At 59.4% G+C, this 20,432-nt stretch carries 19 protein-coding genes; 10 read left to right on the forward strand and 9 right to left on the reverse strand.

All coding sequences use genetic code 11. The annotated features are described in order from the left end of the window. The first annotated feature begins 44 nt into the window (after nucleotides 1-44). The 9 genes from MPN23_RS07485 (at nucleotide 45) to uxx1 (ending at nucleotide 8,917) form a co-directional block, all read left to right on the forward strand. Entirely contained in the window at nucleotides 45-263 is a 219-nt protein-coding gene (locus MPN23_RS07485) for a YlxR family protein (protein ID WP_341540110.1), read from the forward strand. Further along, the gene (gene infB / locus MPN23_RS07490) at nucleotides 260-3,208 is read left to right on the forward strand and encodes a translation initiation factor IF-2 (RefSeq protein WP_243547076.1); all 2,949 of its coding nucleotides are present in this window, start codon (nucleotides 260-262) and stop codon (nucleotides 3,206-3,208) included. Before MPN23_RS07485 ends, infB begins: the two co-directional genes overlap by 4 nt. A 62-nt stretch (nucleotides 3,209-3,270) precedes the next feature. Then, nucleotides 3,271-3,576 (forward strand): DUF503 domain-containing protein, encoded by a 306-nt coding sequence (locus MPN23_RS07495; protein ID WP_243547077.1) that lies wholly within the window; start codon nucleotides 3,271-3,273, stop codon nucleotides 3,574-3,576. An 11-nt stretch (nucleotides 3,577-3,587) separates the two neighbouring features. Further along, a complete protein-coding gene (gene rbfA, locus MPN23_RS07500) occupies nucleotides 3,588-3,926 on the forward strand; it encodes a 30S ribosome-binding factor RbfA (RefSeq protein WP_243547078.1) in 339 nt (112 codons plus the stop codon). After that, nucleotides 3,901-4,872 carry a DHH family phosphoesterase gene (locus MPN23_RS07505; protein WP_243547079.1) on the forward strand — a complete coding sequence of 324 codons (972 nt, stop codon included), beginning with the start codon at nucleotides 3,901-3,903 and terminating at the stop codon, nucleotides 4,870-4,872. Before rbfA ends, MPN23_RS07505 begins: the two co-directional genes overlap by 26 nt. Then, entirely contained in the window at nucleotides 4,872-5,819 is a 948-nt protein-coding gene (gene truB / locus MPN23_RS07510) for a tRNA pseudouridine(55) synthase TruB (RefSeq protein ID WP_243547080.1), read from the forward strand. The genes MPN23_RS07505 and truB overlap by 1 nt, the downstream gene beginning before the upstream one ends. A 61-nt stretch (nucleotides 5,820-5,880) precedes the next feature. Further along, nucleotides 5,881-6,144: a 30S ribosomal protein S15 gene (gene rpsO, locus MPN23_RS07515; RefSeq protein WP_424450067.1), complete on the forward strand. Its 264-nt coding sequence runs from the start codon at nucleotides 5,881-5,883 to the stop codon at nucleotides 6,142-6,144. Between the two features lie 217 nt (nucleotides 6,145-6,361). Next, a complete protein-coding gene (gene pnp / locus MPN23_RS07520; RefSeq protein WP_243547082.1) occupies nucleotides 6,362-8,584 on the forward strand; it encodes a polyribonucleotide nucleotidyltransferase in 2,223 nt (740 codons plus the stop codon). Nucleotides 8,585-8,710: 126 nt separating this feature from the next. Continuing rightward, on the forward strand, nucleotides 8,711-8,917 hold the full coding sequence (gene uxx1 / locus MPN23_RS07525; RefSeq protein WP_243547083.1) for a UXX-star selenoprotein family 1: 207 nt from the start codon (nucleotides 8,711-8,713) through the stop codon (nucleotides 8,915-8,917). Nucleotides 8,918-9,339: 422 nt separating this feature from the next. Here the strand turns inward: uxx1 and MPN23_RS07530 are convergent, their stop codons facing one another. The 9 genes from MPN23_RS07530 to MPN23_RS07570 all read right to left on the reverse strand — a co-directional run bounded on the left by MPN23_RS07530 (nucleotide 9,340) and on the right by MPN23_RS07570 (nucleotide 19,714). Beyond that, entirely contained in the window at nucleotides 9,340-9,954 is a 615-nt protein-coding gene (locus tag MPN23_RS07530) for a CatB-related O-acetyltransferase (protein ID WP_243547084.1), read from the reverse strand. Between the two features lie 219 nt (nucleotides 9,955-10,173). Beyond that, nucleotides 10,174-10,983 (reverse strand): AmmeMemoRadiSam system protein B, encoded by an 810-nt coding sequence (gene amrB / locus MPN23_RS07535; protein ID WP_243547085.1) that lies wholly within the window; start codon nucleotides 10,981-10,983, stop codon nucleotides 10,174-10,176. 7 nt (nucleotides 10,984-10,990) lie between these two features. Then, nucleotides 10,991-14,362, reverse strand: a complete 3,372-nt coding sequence (locus MPN23_RS07540; protein WP_243547086.1) for a tetratricopeptide repeat protein — start codon at nucleotides 14,360-14,362, stop codon at nucleotides 10,991-10,993. 57 nt (nucleotides 14,363-14,419) lie between these two features. Next, nucleotides 14,420-15,448, reverse strand: a complete 1,029-nt coding sequence (locus tag MPN23_RS07545; RefSeq protein ID WP_243547087.1) for a sigma-54 interaction domain-containing protein — start codon at nucleotides 15,446-15,448, stop codon at nucleotides 14,420-14,422. Between the two features lie 283 nt (nucleotides 15,449-15,731). After that, nucleotides 15,732-17,132, reverse strand: coding sequence for an NAD(P)/FAD-dependent oxidoreductase (locus MPN23_RS07550; protein WP_243547088.1), 1,401 nt, complete (start codon nucleotides 17,130-17,132; stop codon nucleotides 15,732-15,734). Nucleotides 17,133-17,237: 105 nt separating this feature from the next. Further along, nucleotides 17,238-17,567 carry a flagellar basal body rod C-terminal domain-containing protein gene (locus MPN23_RS07555; RefSeq protein WP_243547089.1) on the reverse strand — a complete coding sequence of 110 codons (330 nt, stop codon included), beginning with the start codon at nucleotides 17,565-17,567 and terminating at the stop codon, nucleotides 17,238-17,240. Between the two features lie 148 nt (nucleotides 17,568-17,715). Continuing rightward, on the reverse strand, nucleotides 17,716-18,492 hold the full coding sequence (gene folE2 / locus MPN23_RS07560; RefSeq protein WP_243547090.1) for a GTP cyclohydrolase FolE2: 777 nt from the start codon (nucleotides 18,490-18,492) through the stop codon (nucleotides 17,716-17,718). A 51-nt stretch (nucleotides 18,493-18,543) separates the two neighbouring features. After that, entirely contained in the window at nucleotides 18,544-18,963 is a 420-nt protein-coding gene (gene nikR / locus MPN23_RS07565) for a nickel-responsive transcriptional regulator NikR (protein ID WP_243547091.1), read from the reverse strand. Between the two features lie 46 nt (nucleotides 18,964-19,009). Then, on the reverse strand, nucleotides 19,010-19,714 hold the full coding sequence (locus MPN23_RS07570; RefSeq protein WP_243547092.1) for a class I SAM-dependent methyltransferase: 705 nt from the start codon (nucleotides 19,712-19,714) through the stop codon (nucleotides 19,010-19,012). Nucleotides 19,715-20,029: 315 nt separating this feature from the next. Between MPN23_RS07570 and gcvH the strand changes: the two genes are divergently transcribed. Continuing rightward, entirely contained in the window at nucleotides 20,030-20,410 is a 381-nt protein-coding gene (gene gcvH, locus MPN23_RS07575; protein WP_243547093.1) for a glycine cleavage system protein GcvH, read from the forward strand. The last annotated feature ends 22 nt before the right edge of the window (nucleotides 20,411-20,432 follow it).

A 20,432-nucleotide genomic window follows, 5' to 3' on the forward strand; every position in this document is an offset into this window, starting at 1 on the left:
GAAGGGGCGTCATGCCGAACAAGGCCGGGCATCGGCCCGAACGCATGTGCGTCGTCTGCCGGGGGCGGTTCCCCAAGGAGGAACTGCTCCGGCACGTCTGCCCACTGACTCCGGAAGAAACGGGAACCGGCGGCTTGGTTCCCGATCCCGGGCAGAAATTGCCTGGGCGAGGTTTTTATATATGCGGCAGGCCCGAATGTCGGGCCAAATTTGAAAAGGTTGCGCGCGGCCTGAAAAAGAAATGCAAGGGGGAAGCTCTATGACGGACAAGCTGAGGGTCAAAGACCTGGCCCAGGAACTTGGGCTAACAAACAAGGATATAATACAGCACCTGCGGGAACTCGGGGTCCAGGCCAAAAGCCACATGACCGTTGTCGAGCCCGAGGATGCGGCGCGTCTTCGCGAGACCACCTCCAGCACCACTTCCGGCGCGGAGATGGTTCAGCGTGAAGTCCAGCCCGGAGTCATTGTCCGGCGCAGACGCGGCAAGGGGCGCGCCAAGGCCGAGCCCGAAGCGCCCCAGACCGAACCCGATACGGAGGCAGTGGAAGCGGCACCTGTCGCAGAAACCGGACCAGCTTCCGAACCCGTGTCTGAAAGCAAGCCCGACGCAGCCGAAGCCGAGGAAGCCGCCCCCGCTCCCAAGGCTCAGAAAAAGGCCCCGAAAAAGACCAAGCCGCAGGTCAAAATCATCAAACCCGTTCAGGCGGAGGAATCCCCCGTACCCGAGGTCGAAGAGACCCCGGTCGCCGCCGAGCCGGAAAAAGCCGCCAAAATCGAGAAAGAAGTGGAAGAACCCGTGAAAACCAAGGCTGCAGAGCCCGTACAGAAAGCTCCCGCAGCCCCGGAAAAGGCCGAGACTCCCGCTCCCGAAAAGAAGGCGGAAGATTCGGCAAAGGCCGCTCCCGAGTCCAAGGCTGCGAAAAAGGCCGAGACCAAGGAAGCCGCCCCCGAGGAAGACAGAAAATCCGAGGGCAAAAAGAAGAAAAAGAGAAAGAAGGAACCTGCGGCCCCCAAGGTTCGCGTCATTTCCATGCCCGACCCGGAAGAAGTCGCGGCACGCAAGGCGCGCAAGGAAGCCGAGGCGCTGAATCAACCCAAACGCGGCGGAGGCCGTGGCGACAACAGGCGCGGTGCGCCCCGTGGCGCTGCGCCCGGCGGCCCCAGAAATGGTGGCGGTCCACGCAACGGAGCTGGTCCGCGCAATGGAGCTGGTCCCAGAAATACTACTGGTCCTGCTACTCCGCCCGTGCCTGATGGCCGCAGCCGCAAGAAGCAGCGCAAGGATCGCAGGGTTGTGGAATTCGGCGCGCATGATCGCGAGAAGGACACTCCTTCCAAGATTTTCGACGACGGCAGTGGAGCCAAGGGCAAACGACGCAAGAAGGGCGGTCGCCGCGACAGCCGTTCCATGCGTCCGGAACCGCGTCAGGTGCAGCCCATGAAGGCTGCCAAGCGCAAGATCAAGTTTGACGAAGCCATCCGTCTTTCGGACATGGCGCACCAGATGGGCGTCAAGGCTCAGGACCTGATCAAGGTGCTGTTCGGCATGGGCGTGATGGCCACCATCAACCAGGCTCTGGATATCGACACCGCCACCCTGCTGGCTGCGGAATTCGAATACGAAATCGAGAACGTCTCCTTTGACGAAACCGAATTCCTGATGCCCACCGAGGTGGACAAGCCCGAGGAACTCAAGGGAAGGCCGCCGGTCGTCACCATCATGGGACACGTCGACCACGGCAAGACCTCGCTGCTGGACGCCATCCGCGCCACCAACGTGACTGCGGGCGAAGCCGGAGGCATCACCCAGCACATCGGCGCGTACCACGTGCGCACCAAACGCGGCGAGATCGTGTTCCTCGATACCCCGGGCCATGAGGCGTTCACCACCATGCGCATGCGCGGCGCCCAGGTCACGGATATCGTCATCCTGGTCGTGGCCGCCGACGACGGCGTCATGGATCAGACCCGCGAGGCCATCAGCCACTCCAAGGCTGCGGGCGTCCCCATCGTGGTCGCGGTGAACAAGATCGACAAGGAAGGTTCCAACCCGGACAACGTCAAGCGCGAGCTGGCCGATCTCGGCCTCATCCCCGAGGATTGGGGCGGCGAGACCATCTTCGCCAACGTGTCCGCCAAGCAGAAGACCGGACTGGACAACCTGCTGGAACTGGTTCTGCTTCAGGCCGAGGTTCTGGAGCTCAAGGCCAACCCGGACAAACCCGCGCGTGGTCACATTGTCGAGGCCAAGCTGGACAAGGGCCGCGGCCCGGTGGGCACCATGCTCATCTCCGAAGGCACCATCAATCAGGGCGACAGCTTTGTTTGCGGCGTGCAGTTCGGCAAGGTCCGGGCCATGTTCAATGACCAGGGCAAGAAGATCAAGACTGCCGGACCGGCCATGCCCGTGGAAATCCAGGGCTTTGACGGTCTGCCCGAAGCTGGCGACGAATTCGTGGTCGTGACCGATGAAAAGGTTGCCCGCCGCATCGCCCAGACCCGCCAGATGAAGCAGCGCGAACGCGAACTGGCAGGCAAGTCCAAGGTGACCCTCGAGTCCTTTCTGGCTTCCAAGCCGGATCAGGAGGCTCAGGAACTCAACCTGGTGCTCAAGGCGGACGTGCAGGGTTCTCTGGAAGCCGTTACCGAGGCTCTGGTCAAGCTCAGCACGGACGAAGTCAAGATCAGCGTGGTTCACGGCGGAGCCGGTGCCATCACCGAGTCCGACATCCTGCTGGCCGGCGCTTCCGACGCCATCATCATCGGCTTCAATGTACGCCCGAACCTGAAGGTCAAGGAGATCGCGGAACGGGAGAACGTGGAAATCCGTTTCTACGACATCATCTACAAGCTGGTGAGCGAAGTGAAGGACGCCATGAGCGGCATGCTTACCCCGGACATCGAAGAGGTGTACCTGGGTCAGGCCGAAGTGCGCGACACCTTCAACGTGCCCAAGGTGGGCACCGTGGCCGGCTGTTTCGTTGCCGACGGCAAGATCATCCGCAATGCCAAGGTCCGCCTCCTGCGCGAGGGCGTGGTCATCTACACCGGCGAACTTGCATCCCTGAAGCGTTTCAAGGATGACGCCAAGGAAGTGGCCAAGGGCTTCGAATGCGGCATGGGACTCGCCAAGTTCAACGACGTCAAGGTCGGCGACAGCATCGAAGCGTTCGAGGAACGCGAGGTCGCCCGCACCATCGACTAGCACAACCGAAAAAAAGTGCGGGCGGCCCGTTGCCAACGGACCGCCCGCATTTTATTATAAAAATGATAATCGGTGTCCTGACCCTGAATTTTCGGCTGCACGGCAACCGCTCCCTCAAGGGAAAACGGCAGGTTGCCAACAGTCTGAAGCAGAAACTCAGAAACAAGTTCAACGTGTCCGTGGCGGAAACCGGCTTTCTGGACGTTCACGACACCTTGGAACTGGGTGTGGTCACCGTGGCCAATGAAACGGCAAAGGTGGAAAGCCGTCTTGCAAAGGCCTTGGCCATGATCGAGGCCATATCCCCTGCCGAACTTGTCCGGTGCGGGACAGAAATTTTCAGCGACGGTGAATCCGCCGCAAGTTGAGGTGTATTTCCATGAAGGTATCAGATTCCCGTCGAGCCGCACGTCTGGGCGACCAGATCATGCGCGAAGTCAGCTCCATGCTCGTTGAGGAAGTGCAGGACCCTCGCCTCATGACCGTCACCCTGACCGGGGTGCGCATGAACGCGAATCTGCGCGTCGCCGAGATTCTCTATTCCGCGGCCAGTGGCGAAGACCGCGAGGAAATTCAGAAGGGCTTGAAAAAAGCCTCTGGTTTTCTGCGCTCCAATCTTGGCAAACGACTGAAACTGCGCTTTGTTCCCGAGCTGCGCTTTGCTTATGATGAATTTCTCGAGGATGTGGTGTATGGAAAACCCACTGGCCGAAATTAGTCGCATCCTCCGCGAAAACAACGATTTTCTCGTTGTCTCGCACGCCAATCCCGATGGCGATGCCATAGGGAGTACAGCAGCTGTCGGCCATATCCTGACCGCTCTCGGCAAGCAGTTCACCCTGTACAACGCTTCCGGCCTTCCGGACCGCTATGCCTGGGCTTCCATTCCCGGCCCCATCGTCAGGGAATTGCCCGAAAAACTTCCCGAGTGGACCATTGTGCTGGACTGCGGCGCAGACCATCGCATCGGTGACGACCTGTACCATCGAATGAAGGAAACCCGGGTCGTGAACATCGACCACCATCTGGGCAACGCCAACTACGGTGAATTCAACTGGGTCGACCATCGCCAGCCCGCCGTGGGCAGCATGATCGCCGAGCTCGCCCGGGAACAGGGCATGGAAATGTCCGGCCCTCTGGCCGAATGCCTGTACTTGGCCATTTCCACGGACACGGGCTTTTTCACCTACGGAACCACGACCCCGGAATCGCTTGAACTGGCTGCGGAAATGCTGCGCAACGGCCTGAATCTGGCCGACATCAACCGCAACATCACCAAGCAGTGGTCCCTGAATCGGCTCAAGCTCTGGAGCAAGGCCATGGACGGGGTGGAGCTGTTCTTTGACGGCGCTCTGGGCATGATCACCATCACCACGGACATGTTCGAGGCCACTGGAACCACTCGCGACGACACGGAAAGTCTGGTCAATATCCTGCGCAGACTGACTTCGGTTCGCGTTGCCGCGATTCTTCGTCAGGAAGGACCGAAATTCTGGAAATTCAGCCTTCGCTCCCATGGCACGGTCAATGTTCAGGAAATGGCGGCGCAACTTCACGGCGGCGGTCACAAGAACGCCTCGGGCGGCATTATTCTGGACAATGATCTGCTTGAAGCCAAACAGAGGCTCGTGGATATAATAGGCCAATCGCTGGGACTGAAGTAATGGGACGCAGAAGAAGACATTTCAAGCGGAGCAAGGAACAACTGGACGGCCTTCTGGTTCTGAACAAGCCGTCCGGACCGACCTCTGCCGACTGCCTGAACGATATCAAGCATCAGCTCAGGCAGTACAAGATCGGGCATGCCGGAACGCTGGATCCACTGGCTCGCGGCGTGCTTCTGGTCCTGCTGGGACAAGCCACGAAACTGGCTCCGTTCCTGACTGGAGCGGAAAAAGTGTATTCTGGAACGTTTCGTCTGGGTACCACGACTGATACCTATGATATTCAAGGCGAAATTGTTTCCGAGGCCGAAGTGACGGCCTCAAACGGCGATGTGGAACGCGAGATCGTTGCCTGGAAAGAGTTGACAGAGCAAGAGGTTCCCGCGTATTCCGCAGCCAAACACAAGGGCAAACCCCTGTACGAACTCGCCCGTGCTGGCGAGGAAATACCGGTGAAGATCAAGCCCATTGTTATTTCTCAAGCCGAAGCGCTGGACGTGAACCTACCCGACGCGGGTTTCAGGGTCAGCTGTTCCGCAGGCACCTACGTACGTTCCCTGGTCCACAGCTTGGGGACACGACTGGGATGCGGTGCGGTGCTGACAAGTCTGAACCGTGAGGCAAGCACGCCCTTCGTGCTGGACCAGGCGCATAGCCTGGAAGAAGTCCTGAAAGAGCCGGAAAAGTTGGCGGAATGGATGATTCCCCTTGCGGAAGCCCTTCCCCACTGGCCCAGATTCACGCTCACCGAACCACTCGCCAACCTCGTTCGCAACGGGGCAAGGTTGCCGGTGAACGAGAATCCCGGCGAACCACTTTACGGTTCCCACGGCGACCATGCCATGCTGCTTTCCCCCGAGGGAACGCCGCTGGCCCTGGTCGAAGCCGTACTTCAGGACAACCAGCTCAAATGGGCGATTCTGCGCGGCCTCTGGGGCGACGCCTGACCTGCCGAAGTCCGTCCGGCTTCGAGATACACACCATTAACAGGAGGATATTGCTGTGGTCATGGATGCACAAGCCAAGAACGTGATTATCGAGGAATACAAAACCCATGAGGGTGACACCGGGTCTCCGGAAGTTCAGATTGCCCTGCTCTCCGAGCGGATCAAGTATCTGACCGAACACTTCAAGACCCATAAGAAGGACTTCCACTCCCGCACCGGCCTGCTGAAGCTGGTCGGACAGCGCCGGAAACTTCTCAACTACCTGAGAAAGAAAGACATCCAGCGCTATCGCGATCTGATCAGCCGCCTGGGCCTGCGCAAGTAGTCCGCAAAGCTGAAATCTCGGGGGGAGGCTGTGCCTCCCCCTGCTGTTGTCGCCACCCTGCGGAATGCGGGTTTTCCCATCCCCGACGCATAGCTTAGTTGGCTGCGGAAGGCGTTTTTGCCGAGCTGATAAAAGCTCCTTCCCAAGCCGGCTAACCTCACAACGGGGAACCGCAGGATGGCGATCCTGAAACCCTAATCAAAGGTAGGAAATCGCTATGTTGAAACCTTTTGACGCCACTCGCCTGACCACCAAGGTCGGCGATCTCGAGATCACTCTCGAGGCAGGTCGTCTGGCCAATCAGGCCAGCGGCGCCGTCTGGATACAGTCCGGCGGCACCGTTGTGCTGGTTACCGCCACCACCCAGAAGCTCGCGGAAGATCGCGGCTTCTTCCCCCTGACCTGCAACTATCAGGAAATGGCCTATGCCGCTGGCCGTGTGCCCGGCAACTACTTCCGCCGCGAGATCGGCCGTCCCTCCGAGCACGAGACCCTGGTCTCCCGCCTGATCGACCGCCCCATCCGCCCCTTGTTCGCCAAGGGCTTTGCCGACGAAGTGCAGATCATTGCCACGGTCCTGTCCGCAGACAAATTCGTGAACCCGGACGTGCTGGCACTGACTGGTGCCTCCGCGGCCCTGCACATCTCCAAGATGCCCTTCCTCGGCCCCATCGTGGGTGCGCGCGTGGGCTACGTGAACAACGAATTCGTGCTCTACCCCACCTACAAGGGCATGAGCGAGCAGTCCTCCATGAACCTAATCTTCGCGGCCACCCGCGAGGCCGTGGTCATGGTCGAGGGCGGCGCCCAGTTCGTGAGCGAGGACATGGTTGCCGACGCTCTGGAATGGGGCCACAAGGAAATGCAGCCCCTGTTCGACATTCAGGACGAGCTGCGTGAAAAGGTCGGCGTGCCCAAGATGGAAGTCACTCCCCCGGAACGCGACGAGGAAGTCGCCTCCTACGTGGCCGAAATCATCACCGACGACCTCAAGGCCGCGCTGACCACCCCGGAAAAAATGCCCCGCTACGCGGCCAAGGACGCTGCCAAGGCCAAAGCCAAGGAAGCGGTTGCCGAGAAGTTCCCGGACGACCTTGAAAAACAGAAGCAGGTCGGTGACGTGGTCAACGACATGACCAAGAAGATCGTGCGCGACCGCATCGTGAACGAAGGCCTGCGCATCGACGGCCGCGACACCACCACGGTGCGCCCGCTGTCCATCGAAGTCGGCCTGCTGCCCATGACGCACGGCTCCTGCCTGTTCCGCCGCGGCGAAACCAGCTCCCTGGCCGTTGCCACGCTGGGTTCCTCCCGTGACGAGCAGCGCATGGACTCTCTGCTGGGCGACGTGACCAAGCGGTTCATGCTGCACTACAATTTCCCGCCGTACTGCGTGGGTGAAGCCCGCATGCTGCGCGGCCCCAGCCGTCGCGAGATCGGCCACGGCGCTCTTGCCGAGCGCGCCATCTCCCCGGTGCTTCCCGATCCCGAGAAGTTCCCGTTCACCATCCGTGCGGTCTCCGAAATCATGGAGTCCAACGGTTCTTCCTCCATGGCCTCCGTGTGCGGCTGCACCATGGCCCTGATGGACGCAGGCATCCCCATTTCCGAGCCGGTTGCCGGCATCGCCATGGGCCTGTGCAAGGAAGATGACCAGTACTTCGTGCTGACCGACATCCTTGGTGACGAGGACGCCCTTGGCGACATGGACTTCAAGGTCGCGGGCACCAAGGACGGCATCACCGCCATCCAGATGGACATCAAGATCACGGGCATCCCCTACGATGTGCTGCGCAAGGCTCTGGCTCAGGCCAAGGAAGCCCGCCTGCACATTCTGGAACACATGAATCAGGTGCTGCCCACCCCGCGCGAAAGCCTGTCCGAACTGGCCCCGCAGATGTGCGAAGTCCACGTCGATCCGGACAAGATTCGCTCCGTCATCGGACCCGGCGGCAAGAACATCAAGGCCATTACTGCGGAAACCGAAGCCGACATCGACATCGAGGATTCCGGCAAGGTCTCCATCTTCGCCCCGACCATGGCTGCCATGGAAAAGGCCAAGGAAATGGTCCTCTACTACGATCAGAAGCCCGAACCCGGCAAGAACTACCTCGGCGTGGTGCGCAAGATCCTCGAGGTCGGCGCACTGGTCGAAATCCTGCCTGGTCTGGAAGGCATGCTGCACATTTCCCAGCTCGACGTGGAGCGCATCGAAAAGGTCGAAGACCTGCTCCAGCTCGGTCAGGAAGTGTGGGTCAAGTGCATCTCCCTGGAGCCCGGCGGACGCATCCGTCTGTCCCGCAAGGCTTGGCTCATGGAAGAAGCCGGTCAGGAAGTCAATCTGGACGACTTCAAGCGCCCCGCTCCCCGGGGTGGCGATCGCGGCGGACGTCGTGATGACCGCCGCGGTGGACGCCGTGACGATCGCCGTCGCCGCTAGGCACTTCCACATCAGAACGCAAGCAAGGGCGGTCGCTTCGGCGGCCGCCCTTTTTCGCATCCAGTTCGCCCGCGTCTTGCCCCTGCGATTTCCCGGTGATACCATTGGAGAAAAGGAGCCGTCGTCATGTCCGAGCAAATCATCATCTACGGCAAGTCCACATGCCCGCACACACGCCGGGCACTTGATGCCTACCCGCAGGCACATTTCATCGACGTTCTGCTCTCTCCGGCCGATCTGGGCGAAATGATGCGTCTGTCCGGAGGACAACGGCGCATTCCGGTCATCGTGCGCAACGGAGAAGTCGAAATCGGGTACAGGAGAGGCTCCTGACACGTCTGATCCGTCGACGGTCCGTCGGCGAAGCCTTCGGCGACCCTCCCGGGGGGCCGGGCGCGCTGCCCGGACCCGCAAGGGGACGGACGTCCCCTTGACCCCATTCTGTCCGGAAAAGACGAAGCGGTCCGGAGAATGCCCTGACGGGACATTCTCCGGGCCGCTTCGTCTTTTCCGGACGGGTGATACTCCCAAAAAAAAACTCTTTATCCCTAAGCCAATTTTCCCTGAAAATCGTTCCTCGACAGGGCAAATCGGGCTATCCCATGACCAACTACGCCACCGAATCAGCCGAACAGGTGACGTAAGAGTCCAGAGCCCCCTTTTCACAAATCAGCAGGACAGCGTATTTGGCCGCTGGCTTTGCAGCGTCCGAAGGGTGAGGCACTCAAAGAGGTTCTCTGATCGCTGATGGACTCCTACTCCCATTCGCTGACGAGCCGCCGAATATCCCTGCTGCAGAGCAATCGTTGATTGCGCCGGATGGATTCGTCGTCCTTTTCCCACCATCTGAATTCCAGCAGCAGGGTTATTTCCTCGTCGCTGAAACGGTATCGCAGGACCTTGGCAGGCGTGCCGCCGACAATGGCATAAGGCGGGACATCGCGGGTCACCAGTGAGCGCGCGCCGATCACGGCCCCGTCGCCGATGGTCACGCCGGGCATGATCATGGCTTCGGTTCCGATCCAGACATCATTGCCGACCACGGTGTCCCCCTTGGGTACCCAGCCGTCCGGCGCCTCGAAGAAATCCGGCATGTAGTGAAACGGATAGGTGCTGGCCCAATCGAAACGATGCCCCTGATTCCCGGCCATCATGAACACAGCGCCCGAACCGATGGAGCAGAAGCTACCGATGCGCAACTTGTCCACATCGGTTCGATCCGGAGCGAGATACCGGACGTTCTCCTCGAAATGGCAGCCGTGGTAATAGCCGGAATAATAGGTGCGCCTGCCAACCGAAATATTCGGATTGGTCAGGTGATCGCGAATTGCATACCCCTCGAACGGGGAGGAAAAGGGATTGCCGGACATGCAGAAACTCCTGTCGTGGATGTGTAACAGTTAACCAATACGCTGAAAAAAGAGCGCAAGTGGAGTGGGTGAAGAACGACAGGAAAAGGTCAGACAGCAGTCTTGATCCGGCGGGGAGCCAGAATCGGCAACCGAACAAGCGGCGGATGCTGAAGATGGTGGGCAAATGGCATGTCCGTGACCTATCAGACGACCGCAGGCAAGGCAAGACTGCGAAAATCAGCTCACCAGCACACCGGCATAGCCAACAACCTGCGAATAATCGCCGGACGCGTCTCCGGACGTGGCATAGGCCACAAGTTCACCGCGCGTGGCGCCCATTTCCAGAGCCGCGAACAATCCCAGCGTCATGGGCAGCACCCCGCACATGGAAATGTCATTGTCCGTAACGGTACGAAACAGGTTTTCCGGATCAAGTGCCACGGCAGCGTCCAGAGCCAGCGAATCGCGTTCCTTGGCCTGATCATGGGAAATGTAGTGGCTCATGTCCGAGCTGACCACGATGGACACGGGTCGGGGAAACGTCTTGAGCGCCCGACCAACCGCCCTGCCCGCCTGTTCCAGCCGCTCAAGGGAATATTCGGACACGCTGACAGGCACAACGGTCACCTCCGGGTTGAGCCGACGCAGAAAGGGCAGGATCACTTCAAGGGAATGTTCACGCAGATGCGCGTCATGGTCGGCAGCAAAAAACGGGTTGGAAGCAAGCACCGAGTCGGCAAGCTCGGCATCAATGGGTACCCCGATTCCGGGCAGATTCCAGACGCCGCTATCCCAGACCGCGAAACGCCGACCAAGGCCGGTATGGTTGGGCCCGAGAAGCAGAATGGTATCGGCAAGCGATGCCGAAGCCAGCGTCCTGCCGCACACACCGCCGGAAAACACGTATCCGGCGTGGGGCACCATGGCCAGAAGCGTAGGTGCCTGCGCCTTGTCACGGGCAAGGGACAAACAGGCATCCACGGCCTTGTTCAAGGTCGCTTCGTCGCCGGGATAGAATTGTCCGGCAACCACAGGTTTCCTCTCCATAGCCACCTCACTGGATTTTCGGGGCGTACTGCTGGGTCTGCTGTTCCAGATCGTAGGTTTCCAGCGCGGATTTGGCAAGCTGGGCCTGAAGCGACTGCGGCTTCTTGTCGATGATATCCTGCAGAAGCTGCTTCCATTCATCGATGGCTCCGGCCTTGCGGTATATGCGGGCCAGCTTGAAACGCGTGGAGGCCCACTCCGGGTTGTCCGCGTCAATGTACTGGTCGTATTCCCGCGCCCACTTGAGGGCTTCGCCATACCGGCCGGAACGCTCCGTGGCATAGATGGACATGAGCACCGCGTCCTTGATCTTTTCCGGATCGCCATTGGTCTGGAGCAGCAGGGAAAGTGCCTCCTGCGCATAGACGAATCCCTTGCGCAAATCCTGACGCTGCATGGAGGACTTGGCCATGTAGTACATGGCATAGGCCCGAAACGCCGGGTCGATGCGCATGTTCTTTGCCAGATCAGCCCACAGCACCAGAGCCTGCGTGGGATCGCCCAGATTCTGAAGCGACATGGCCCGGGCGTATTTGAGCTGGCCCTGCTGTTTTTCCCCGAGCTGCCAGTTCTGCTGCGCCATCTGCACGAGATCGGCGATCTCCTGCCAGGCGAGCTGATCCAGATAGATGTTCACGGCCAACCCCAGCGCCTCGTCCGAATACCGGGGAATCTGCTTTTCCGTCAGAAACGGCTTGATCAGTTCCAGCGACTTTTCCGGCTGTCCTGCCTTCCAGTAGCTGGTGGCCACGCTCAGGATGGTGCCGTTGTCGACCTTGGTGTCCTTTTCGCCGATGAAATCATAGGTCTCCCAATAGCGCACCACACGCCCGTACCGCTCTTCCTCCATGAGCCCGGGAACGGCAAGGGCGAACACGGAATCCCCGAGCTTGCGGGCTCTGGGCACAAGCGGGCTGTCCGGAAACTTCCCGATAAAGTCCTGAGCCGCGCCGAGCGCCTCGGAATACTTCTTGTTGAAGGCGTACCACATGGCCAGCTTGAGCTGCGCCACTGGAGCAAGCGCACTGTCCGGGTACTTTTCCACGATCTCGGTATACACATTTTCAGGCCTCAGATTGTAGGGACGGTCAAACACGTCCACCATCTGGCCCATGGTAGGATCATCGTAGATTCCTTCCTCGGCAAGACGCATCTTTGCGACAAGTCCGCCTTCGCGGTCCGGATATTCCTTGACCGCCTTTTCGTAAATTTCCTTGGCCGGTCGCGTCTGGTCGAGCCGCAGATACAGATCGCCGATCCGGGCCAGCACGATGTCTGCACCGTCCGCGTCCGGATTGAGGTTGAACGCGGTGAAATAATGATTCTTGGCCGCTTCCCACATGCCGAGCCGGGTTTCCACGTCTCCGGCCAGAGTCAGGAACGCCATGTTTTCCATGTAGTAGTCGGGCCAACGCTTGTCGATGTAGTCCACGATCTGGAAGGCCTGCTCCGTGAATCCGGTCCGATTCAGGGAATCCGCCAGATAGAACGCGGCCTGCTTGACCAGTTCGTGTTCCGGGTAGGTCTGAATCAGATACTGGAACTGGTCCGCAGCCCGCTTGTAATCGCCCATGCGGTAATAGTATTCACCCCAGTAGTAGCTGATGGACGGAATGTTGTCGTCATCCGGGTATTTTTCCTGAAGAATCTTGAAATAGGCCTTGGCTTCAGGGAAATTGCCCACCTTGAGATTGACCAACCCCAAATTCAGCAGGGCACGCGGCACGCGATTGGAACGCAGATTCGCGTTCATGGCCTCCAGATAGGCTTGCGCCACTTCCTCGAAATGCGCGGCCAGTTCATCGCCGTAAAGCTGCCGCTTGATGTCCGCGATGGCGTACAGGACTTCCTCGCGAGCATCGTCGTCAATCTGCGGTTCCTTGATCGTCTTCTCGAAAATGTCCAGCGCAGCCTGCAGATTACCCCCGAACATCAGGGATTGGGCCTCGTAAATGTCTTCACGAATGCGCGCCCTGACCTGCTCCGGGGTTTCCTTTTCCGGCTGGGCTGCCTGTCCTTCCTCACCGGGCTGGGCCTCGGCCGAAACCGGCTGGTCCGGCACGGCGGGCTCTTCCGCGGGAGCCGGGATTGCTTCGGTCTGCGCAGCCTGTTCCGGTTCGGACGGCGTGACAGGCACCTCGACCACCTCGTCCGGCTCGGGAGCCGGAGGCGGCGCCCCCTGCACCACGCTGGGCGGCGGAGCAACGGCACCGGACACCTGCCCACCACCGGAAGGCAGGGCAACTTCAACCCGTTCGGGCCGGGCAACAACCTGTTCCACTGTCGCGGGCGGCTCCACGGTTCCCCCGGCCTGAACCGGAACAGCTTCTTCGGCAACAGGTTTCGCCGAAGGCGTCACGGTCTGCACTGTGGCACCGGGCGGCGGGGCCACCACACCGGAAACCGCACCTTCTCCCTGCGATTCCGGGGCCGAAACAGGCTCGACAACCCGTGTCATCCCCTGGTCATCTCCGGCCAGTTCCGCGAACTTCACTTCCGAGGCAGAGCGATTCACGGCCTTGAAACGCAACTCGTTCGACGGCGGATAGTCCCCGGTCTCGGTTTCCGGTGCGGAAACAGGCTCGGGCGCGGAAGGCTCGGGTACGGGTTGCTGCGCAACAGGCTGCGGAATCTCCTCGGGTCGGACCGGAACTGCCACGGCCTGCTTCACGGTCTGCACCTCGGCACTGCCCGAACCGGGCGGAGGAGCCACTTCGCTTCGCACGGAATAGGGTACGGAAAAAAACGGCTTGCGATCATCCGCAGTCTGCGGGGTCGGCTGCTGATCCTCCGGACTCGGCCGGACCGTTGCCGACTGCGTTGGGGCCGCAGAGACTTCCGGAGCAGATATGGCAGCCGCGGGCACCTCGGGTGCGGAAACAGGGACGGCCTGCCCGGTCCGGGTCGCAGGCTGCGGCTCAGGTGTCGGCGTAGCTTCCGGGGCTGGGGTTGGTACTTCCGGTGCCGGAGGTTTCCAGCGTGCACCAATGGGATCGCGATAGACCTGCAAAAGAAGTTGCGGCCTGCCCGGAACATCGCTGCGAAAATACCCGAACGCATTGCTCCGGGTACGAATGATCACATCATCGCCCCGGGTGGTGATGGATTCGACCTGTTTGGCTGGGAAATCCTTTCCCCCGGGCTTGGGTTCCACATCCCAGATGCCGGGGTCGAATCCGACGGTCAGTTCCCGCTCCCCGGTTCTGGCAACGGAGTATGGCTGCATTTTTCCGGAATCAAAGGAAAAAGTGATACGATCAACATCCCCGCGCGAATCGAAATTCACACGCAGGGCAGCGCACGGGGAGGCATGAAGCAATCCCGCCAGCAGGGCCAGCGCAAGGGGCCAGAATATGCTTTCGGCCTTTTTGACAATCACGCCGACACCTTATGCAAATCCCGTGCAATCATGTCGAACACAGCCTCGGGCAACTCCCTATTTTTCCATGAGCCGACGTTTCTTGAGCTTTTCGATGAGCGTGGTGCGCTTGATCCCAAGCAGCTCGGCCGCAGCGTTCTTGACTCCGTCCGCCTTTTCCAGCGCCTCGACCAGCAGGCGATCCTCGATGGCCTCCAGAAAGCCCTTGAGGTTGCCGCCATGCTCTTCCACGTCCGGCAGGCCGGGCCACACGAATCCGGCCGGAGCCGGAGCGAGAACCACCACGTCCTCCACCTTCCTGCGCGGTTTTTCCCCGATATCGTCCCAGATTTTCACAGGCAGGTCCTCGGGCACGATCTCGTTGCCGTCGCACAGAATGGACATGCGTTCCATGAAATTTTCCAGCTCGCGCACATTGCCGGGCCAGGAATAGGTCAGCAGCATTTCCTGCGCTTCCCCGGCGATTTTGAGGCGTTTCCGGCTCTTGTCCGAGCAGAACCTGCCGAGAAAATGTTCGGCCAGAAGCAGGATGTCGCCACTTCGCTCCCGCAGGGGTGGCAGATGCAGAGGAATGACGTTGAGACGGTAGAACAGGTCCTCGCGAAAACGTCCGGCGGCCACCTCGACCTCAAGATCGCGATTGGTGGCCGCAACCACGCGCACGTCCACCTTCTTGATCTGGGTGCCGCCCACGCGTTCGATTTCCTTTTCCTGCAGTGCGCGAAGAATCTTGACCTGAAGGCTGAGGTCCATCTCCCCGATTTCATCAAGAAAGATCGTGCCACCGTCCGCGAGCTCGAACCGCCCCGGTCTGGATCGGATGGCATGGGTGAACGCACCCTTTTCATGGCCGAAGAGCTCGGATTCAAGGAGTTCCTTGGGAATGGCCCCGCAGTTGATGGGAACAAACGGATTGTCCGTGCGCCTGCTGTTGCGGTGCAGGGCGCGGACAAGAAGTTCCTTGCCCGTGCCCGACTCTCCGGTAACGAGCACGGTGCTGTCCGTGGGCGCGACTTTTTCCAGAATCCTGAACACATCAGCCAGCGCCGGACTGTTGCCGATGATGCCATCGAGATTGAGGGCCATTGATCCTCCGTATGCACATGAAAGGTTCGGCCGCCAGACAAATGCCCGAACCTCATCCATTACTATAGACCTTTAGTGTCAATCAAATGACGCTCTGTCAACGGGTTCCCGGTAAAATTTTAAAAATATTCTAGACTCCGGACGGTCCCATTTTCCCCTTCGGCTTGTCAGGAAATGGTTTTTTTTAATCAAGAGCTATAAAAAACAAGCTATTGCAAAACACAAAAAAGAAACGACAGGTCACCCTGCCGTTTCCGTTACTTGCGTGATGATTTTGCGTTTTCTAACTGCGCCTTGCGATTTCCTTGGCCGGAATCAGGGCAGTGGCCGAGGCGGACACGATGTTTCCGGCAACGCCCGGGCCGTCGCCGGCCACGAACAGGTTGTTGATGCAGGTTTCAAGCTGATTGGACGTCTCGACCTGAGTGGCAAAGAACTTGATCTCCGGGGCGTAGAGCAGGGTTTCGTCGTTGGACACGCCCGGCACCACCTGATTGAGCTGTTCCAGTCCGTCGATCAGGTTGGTCAGGATGCGCTCGGGCAGGGCCATGGCAATGTCGCCGCAGACCACATTCCTGAGCGTGGGTTCGATGTAGCTGTTGTGAATGCGCGACCACGTGGACCGGCGTCCGCGCTTGAGATCGCCGAACCGCTGAAGAATGGGCTTGCCCCCGCCGATGAGCGTGGCCAGCCTGCCTATGGATTCGCCATAGGCCTGATTGTCCTCCACCGGATCGTTGAGCACCACCTTGGACAGGAACGCGAAGTTGGTGTTGTCGGACTTGGTGTTCATCAGGGCATGGCCGTTGACGCACACGAAATCCTGATAGTTTTCCAGCGCCACGAACCCGCCGTAGTTGGTGCAGAAGGTCCGGGTCTGGTCGTCGTACTTGCTGGTGCGCACGAAGAACGTGGGGTCGTAGATCACGGAACACAGGTCCTGCATGATCTCGTTGTGGACCTCCACGCGAACGCCCACCTCGATGCCGCGCTGGGACACGTTGATGCCGTGGCTCTTCACCATGGTTCCGACCCATTCCGCGCCCACGCGGCCCGGAGCCAGAATCACGTATTCGGCACTGTAGGTGCCCCGGCTGGTGGTCACTCCGGCAACATTGCCGTTCTCCACCACAATGTCGCGGACTTCCTCGGAATGGTGAAAGGTCACGCCGGACTGCTGGATGTGGTCGGCCATGCCCGCGATATGCCCGGGCAGATTGTCGCTGCCCAGATGCTTCTGCTTGATCACGAGCAGGTCGATGCCGTGCTTGCGGGCTTCCTTGCGCACCTCCAGCGCCTTGTCCATGTCCGTGGGGTACACCTTGCCGTCCATGCCGAACCGATTGAAGATGTCCTCTGTCTCGTCGATCAGGGCTCGCGCCTCGGAAACGCCCATGAACTGGGTCAGATCGGTCTTGCCGAGCTTGTGGATGTAGTTGAGCTTGCCGTCGGAGAACAGGCCCGCGCCGCCAACGCCGCACAGGATGTTGCACGGACGGCAGCGGATGCACTCCTGATCTCCGGAAATGGGGCAGTTGCGCTTCAGGGACGGTTTGCCCTTTTCAATGACAAGCACGTCCAGATTCGTATGCTTGCCCAGATAGTAGGAAGCGAACAGTCCGGCAGGACCGCCGCCCACGATGATCACGTCGTAATTTGTCTTGGCCGGTTTCTTCGGGGTCATGATTCTCTCTCCGTTGAACGCAAGTATGGCCCGCCTCGCCACTTCCCTGAGGGGTCCGCGCGCAAACGGGCCATGATAGACCTTATGATGAGGAAAATGAATATGTCAAGCCACAAGATTCAGAACATGTCCGGTAAGCTCCTCCTGCGCTCGAACAGCCGCAACATTGGCCCCGAATGCGGTCTGCGTCCGCATCATGGTCACCATTTCCGTGGTCATGTCGGTATTGCTGCCGCGCACTCCGTCCACCAGAGGTCCCGGGGATTTGTCGCGCAGTATCGCGCCCACGCGCACGCCCTGCCCTTCCGGCCCGGTTTCCAAGGCAACTCGCGAGGCCGAAAACTCGTCCGTATTCACGTTGGCCACGTTGTTTGCGCTCACCTGCTGGGTCGTGCCCAGTGCGTTCAATGCGGAAAGACTGTTTTCCACGTTCATGCTCTTTCCCTCCGATAGCCTGTATTGAGAATACGCATCGGAAATGTGCCTGACAAGTATTCCATACCGCCGAAAGCCAAAAAGCCTGCCGGAATTTTCGGCAGGCTTTTCGGCTTTCTTCGAGCGACAGGGCAAAAGCCCATGGAAATCATTCCTCTTCCGGGCTCTCCATCACCGCAAACGCGGAGTGGTTGTGAATGGATTCGAACGACTCCACTTCCACGCGATACCAGGAAACCTGAGGATGCTCCGCCAGACCGTGGGCAGCATGACGCACCACGTCCTCCACGAAGGTGGGATTGGCAAACGCGGTTTCGGTCACGAACTTTTCATCCTCGCGCTTGAGCAGGGAGTACAGACGGCATGAACCGGCCTGTTCCCCTATCTCGATGAGGTCCTCGAGCCAGAGAAAACCGGTGAACCGCGTACGGATGCGTACCATGGCGCGCTGGCTGTGCGCACCGTTGTCACTGATGGCCAGAGAGCACGGACACACGGTCATGACCGGGATGTCCGCACCAAGGGTGAAGGTCAGCCTGTTGTCCTTCCACATGCCATCCACGCGGCACTCGTAATCCATGTATCCCTTGGCACCACTCTTGGGCGAACTCTGGTGCAGAAAGAAGGGGAACACGAACCGCACGTGCGCGCTGCGGGCATTGAGCCGCTCCACCACGTCGTCCAGAAGCGTGACAAAGGAATTGTAGTCCAGATCGCCGGACCAGTTTTCCAGGGCCTCGACAAACCGGCTCATGTGCGTGCCCTTGAATTCCGCGGGCAGGTTCACGGCCAGATCAACGCGGGCCACGGTATGCTGAATCCCGGACTCCCTGTCCCGGACCACGATGGGCAGCCGGATTCCCTTCACTCCCACCCGTTCGATGGGCATGGGGATTTTGGCTACCCCGCTCTGCACGTCTTCCATCTTCGTCTCCTTGAAATGATCTGCCGCACGCAAGCCGCGTCCGGTCCGGGACTAGATAAGGTCTTTGCCCGTGGTGGTCAAAGCCAAATTCCCGTGCTTCACTCCCTTGGTGGAAATGAGTTTCTGTCCGAGCTTCTTGATGGTGACCGGATCGCCCTTGAGAATGATCACCTCGAGACAATTGTGGTGGTCCAGATGCACATGCAGCGAGGACTGGATAACCTCGTGGGAATCATGCTGAATTTCCGTCAGCCGCTGGGAAAGTCCGCTCTTGTGATGGTCATAGACCAGGGTCAGGGTTCCGGCCAGATCGCCTTCGGCCTCTTCCCATTCCCGCTCCACAAGCATTTTGCGAATCAGATCGCGAATGGCCTCGGACCGGGTCTGATAGCTTCGTTCCTCGCACAGGGAGTCGAATTTTTCCAGCAGGTCGGAATCCAGTGACACACCGAATCGGATGGTCTTTCCCATGGCTATCTCCTTGCTCTATCCATTTGTCTTCAATCCGGCTGCAGGATCACGCCGCGTCCGGCACCGTGACTTCCCACAGATTCACGGTGGGATGCTGGCCGCACAGGGCAACCTTTTCCACCGTTACCTTTTGCGCATGAAATCCCCGGGAACGCAGTTCGTCCCACACGGGCCGGGACACGGTGCGCACGGGTTCGCCGATCCATATCTTCCCGCCCGGAGCCAGTGCATGGCGGAACAGGGATATGATCGGCTCGAAAAACCGTTTTTCATATAGTACGTCGCCGCCCCATATGTATTGGAAGGCACCGGGCTTCACTGCGGGTTCACGCCAATCCATGCAGGTCCACAGAGGTTGGGGAACGTTGTTCAGCCGCGCATTGTGCCGAGCGAACCTGAGCGCGGGCCATTCGTAGTCGAACGCCACCACGTGCGCGCCAACGGACGCGGCCGCAATTCCTGTCAGGCCGATGCCGCAACCGAGGTCCAGACAGTTCTTCCCGGCCAAAGCGTCCCTGTTGCGAAGAATCCAGGAACCGAGCAGCACGCTGGCCGGCCAGACCTCGACCCAGTACGGCAACCGCTCGTCGTCCCCGAAATCGTTCTCGCCCATCTGTTCCCAGAGAGCTTCGAGATCGGCAGCCCGATCCAGAGGCCAGACGCGCCCCCCCATTTCCACCTCGACTCGCTGGCCGGGATGCAGATCAGGGTCGCTGCATACGGAAGCATCTTTTTTTTCCTGATTAATCATACGCGGCGCACAAGTTACGAGCCTGTCAGTGCTATTGTCAACATGATTCGTACTACGAAATACGCTTTCTCATCACAATACCACACACAATAAATATAATGGAAGTGATTAAACGCATATTTCAGCAAAAAAACGCAAAGCGACACCTCCATCAGATGTCAGGATTTTGGCATTTATACTTACCCAACCAGCCCCATGCGGTTACAAACGGAAAAACGTCATTTTATTTACAGTTTCCAAGTTGTGTGCTCCATGCTACACACAGGCGCAATTCGGCAAAAAAAATCAGCATTCACCATAATCCAGGAGGTACCGATGTTTCCCGAGGATATCCTGTACGCCAAGTCCCATGAATGGGCCAAGATCGAAGGCGATATCGCCATTGTCGGCATCACTTCCTTTGCCCAGGAACAGCTCGGCGACCTGACGTTCGTGGAGATGCCTGCTGTCGGCGACTCGTTCAACGCCGGTGACGAAATGGGCTCCGTGGAATCCGTCAAGGCGGCAAGCGAAATCTACTGCCCGGTTTCCGGCGAAATCGTCGAGATCAACGAAGACCTCGAAGACGCTCCGGAAAAGGTCAATGAAGACCCGTTCGGCGCGGGCTGGATGGTCAAGGTCAAGCTGTCGGCCCAGCCCGAGGGACTGCTCGACGCCGCCGCCTACCAGAAAGTGACCGAGGCCGAAGCTCACTAGTTTTTTTTCCGAGGTCCGGCCC

The sequence above is a fragment of the Pseudodesulfovibrio tunisiensis genome (genome assembly GCF_022809775.1).
Lineage (GTDB): Bacteria > Desulfobacterota > Desulfovibrionia > Desulfovibrionales > Desulfovibrionaceae > Pseudodesulfovibrio > Pseudodesulfovibrio tunisiensis.